Origin of the sequence: Archangium sp. (genome assembly GCF_036389735.1) — a bacterium.
Taxonomy (GTDB): Bacteria; Myxococcota; Myxococcia; order Myxococcales; family Myxococcaceae; genus Archangium.
In genome coordinates, this window is the sequence record NZ_DASVWK010000252.1 from 1 (window position 1) to 2,955 (window position 2,955).

Annotated in this window: 3 protein-coding genes and 1 pseudogene; 2 read left to right on the top strand and 2 right to left on the bottom strand. The window is 67.4% G+C overall.

The window, feature by feature from the left end; genetic code table 11:
- Positions 1-536, bottom strand: a pseudogene (locus tag VF794_RS09175) (hypothetical protein); the annotation flags it as partial.
- 214 nt (positions 537-750) lie between these two features.
- Here VF794_RS09175 and VF794_RS09180 point away from each other — a divergent pair.
- The gene (locus tag VF794_RS09180; RefSeq protein WP_414640892.1) at positions 751-1,623 is read left to right on the top strand and encodes a hypothetical protein; all 873 of its coding nucleotides are present in this window, start codon (positions 751-753) and stop codon (positions 1,621-1,623) included.
- A complete protein-coding gene (locus tag VF794_RS09185) occupies positions 1,592-2,296 on the top strand; it encodes a metallophosphoesterase (RefSeq protein WP_331108838.1) in 705 nt (234 codons plus the stop codon). The genes VF794_RS09180 and VF794_RS09185 overlap by 32 nt, the downstream gene beginning before the upstream one ends.
- 9 nt (positions 2,297-2,305) lie before the next feature.
- Here VF794_RS09185 and VF794_RS09190 read toward each other — a convergent pair.
- On the bottom strand, positions 2,306-2,955 hold a 650-nt coding region (locus VF794_RS09190; protein WP_331108840.1), incomplete at its 5' end, for a DUF4340 domain-containing protein.

Here is a 2,955-nt window from a genome sequence, read left to right on the forward strand (position 1 = left end):
GCCTTGTCCCAGTCGAGGGTGAACTCACCCTGGCCAAAGCCCTTCATCGGCTCGTCGGCCTCGTTCACCGCGGCGGTGTGGGTGCCGCTGATGACGTCCACGAAGGCCGAGTCCGCCGCCTCCTTCGCCTTGGCCGAGACGGTGTAGCTGTAGGTCCGCTCCCCCGTCCTCTTCACGGTGAGCTTCCAGGTGTTGGGGGAGAGGGCCTCGGTGTGCGGGCCCCACACGGCGGTGTCCTCGGTCACCGTGGTGGGCCGGTGCTGCGTCACCCGGCCCACCAGCGAGAGCACCGCCAGCGTGCCGCCGTTGACCAGCACCGTGGCGCCCCGGGTCAGCGTGTACATGTCGCTGCGCCCGCCCTGCGTGGACTGCGCGCCCACCCCGTCCTCCTCCAGGCCCTGGCCCTGGTCGGCCGGCGCCTTCACCTCCACCATCTCCTTGGTGGGCAGCACGGCCCGGAACTGCTCCTCGCGCTCCATGCGGCCACAGCCCACGAGCATCACGGCGGCACACAGCAGGCTCTTGCGGATCATCATTGTTCGTCCCTCTCGCGTGACTCCGCTCGGCCCCTCGTGGGCCGTCGCGGGTCATTCGCCCGTAAGGACACGGCTCGGGTCGAAAACAGAAAGGTCGCTTTTACGATTGGGGAAACCCGAGTCATTCCAGGCATTTGGAAGTCCCCTGGCTGCTCAGCGGGCATACCGGACGGGGGCTCCGACGGGGAAAAGGGCCCATCCCTAGCTTTGCCCCATGGAAAAGCGACACCCGAACCACCCCGGGGAGATGGGAATCGACGCCTCACTCGCCGAGAGGTGCCGGACGACGGACGAGATCAGCGCCCGTGGCCGGGCGATCGAGGTGTTGCTCGACGCGGGTGTGCCGTTCCTGGTCGGCGGCGCCTACGCCTACTCCACCTATACAGGCATCTATCGGGACACGAAGGACCTCGACCTCTTTCCGCGCAAGCAGGACGCGGAGCGGGCGCTGATCGTGCTGGAGCGCGACGGCTGGCGCACCGAGCGTGTCGACGAGGTGTGGCTCTACAAGGCCTACAAGGGCGAGTACTTCGTGGACTTCATCTTCTCGTCCGGCAACGGCGTGGCCACGGTGGATGACGAGTGGTTCATCCACGCGCGGACGGCTTCCGTCTTCGGCTACCCATGCCTCATCTCGCCGGCCGAGGAGACCATCTGGTCCAAGGCCTTCGTGAACGAGCGCGAGCGGTACGACGGCGCGGACATCAACCACCTCATCCTCAAGATGGGGGCGACGATGGACTGGGAGCGGCTGTTGCGGCGCTTCGACCGGTACTGGGAGGTGCTGCTCAGCCACCTGATGATGTTCCGCTTCGCCTACCCATGCGAGCGAGACCTGGTGCCCACGTGGCTGATGACGGAGCTCATGTCGCGCACGCTGGACACGCTCAAGGAAGGCAACTGGGACGAACGGCTGTGCCGCGGGAACCTCATCTCGCGGGTGAACTACACGGTGGACATCCATCACTGGGGCTACGGCGACGGACGCTCCTGGGATGAGCGGGATCGAGAGAAGGGGGAGGCACGTGGCGAGGGACGCGAGCTCGAAGATACGAGTGGCGGCGGTCGGGGATCTCCACTGCCGTGAGGATCAGCACGGACGGTTCCGCCAGCTCGTCAAGCAGATCAACGCCGAAGCGGACATGCTGCTGCTCTGCGGGGACTTGACGGATCGCGGAATGGTGGAGGAGGGCAAGGTGCTCGCCGAGGAGCTGTCGGCCCTGCGGGTGCCGGTGGCGGCGGTGCTCGGCAACCACGACTACGAGCACAACCAGGCCAAGGAGATCTGCGGCGAGCTGGCACGCGCGGGGGTGCACATCCTCGACGGGGACCACTTCATCTTCGAGAAGGTGCTGGGCGTGGCCGGGGTGAAGGGCTTTGGCGGCGGCTTCGGCAACGCGACGCTCCAGGCCTTTGGCGAGGGACAGACGAAGTCCTTCGTGCAGGAGGCGGTGCACGAGTCGCTCAAGCTGGAAGCGGCGCTCAGCCACCTCGACACGCCGAAGAAGGTGGTCATCATGCACTACTCGCCCGTGCCGGAGACGCTGGAGGGCGAGAACATCGAGATCCGCCCCTTCCTCGGGACGAGCCGCCTGGCGATGCCGGTGGACCACTACGGCGCGGAGGCCGTCTTCCACGGGCATGCGCACCATGGCGCGCCCCAGGGGAAGACGAAGAGCGGCATCCCCGTCTACAACGTGGCGATGCCGCTCATGACGAAGATGCACCCCGACCAGCGCTTCATGCTGCTCGAGGTGTGAGGCGGGGGCTCACGGGGTGGGGTTCGCGGAAGACGCGCGCTCCATCACGTCCTCCAGGGCCAGGGGCAGGTTGTCGACGACGGACTTGTCCAGCTCGAGCACCTCGCCGGTCACGCCGCGCGCCCAGACGCGCTGGGGGTTGCCCTTCACCTCGCCGCCGAGCCACAGCCGGGCCAGCTCCCTGCCGTCGGTGTCCTGCAGCGACACGCCGCGCGAGGTGACGCCGATGCCGTACTTGGCCCAGCTCTTGGGGTTGGACTCCCCGACGGCCGCGGCCTTCAGCTTCTCCAGCGAGCCCAGCAGCGAGGCTACCTTGAACTCACGGGCCCTGGCGGGCATGGGCTCCACCACCTCCCACTTGCTCGTCTCCATGTCCTTGGTGAGCTTGATGGCCTCACCCGGGGCGGAGTGGATGACGATGTGCTGGACCAACTCGGCCTGGAACGCGAGCACCTTCTTGTCCTTGAACTCGGACACCCCCAGGTCGAGAACGGTGAGGGTGTTGCTGTCCACCTCGGCGAGGATCGACTCCGCGCCGCGCTCGGCCAGCACGTAGATCTGCCTGGCCTCGCCCGACGACACCTCGGAGATGCGCACGCGCAGCGGCTCGCCGAGGGTGGAGACGAAGCGCGCCTCCACCTGGGGCTTCTCCAGGGCCG

What these genes read in the sequence shown, in the direction of transcription:
- VF794_RS09180 (WP_414640892.1), top strand. Translation starts at nt 751, where the DNA reads ATGGAAAAGCGACACCCGAACCACCCCGGGGAGATGGGAATCGACGCC.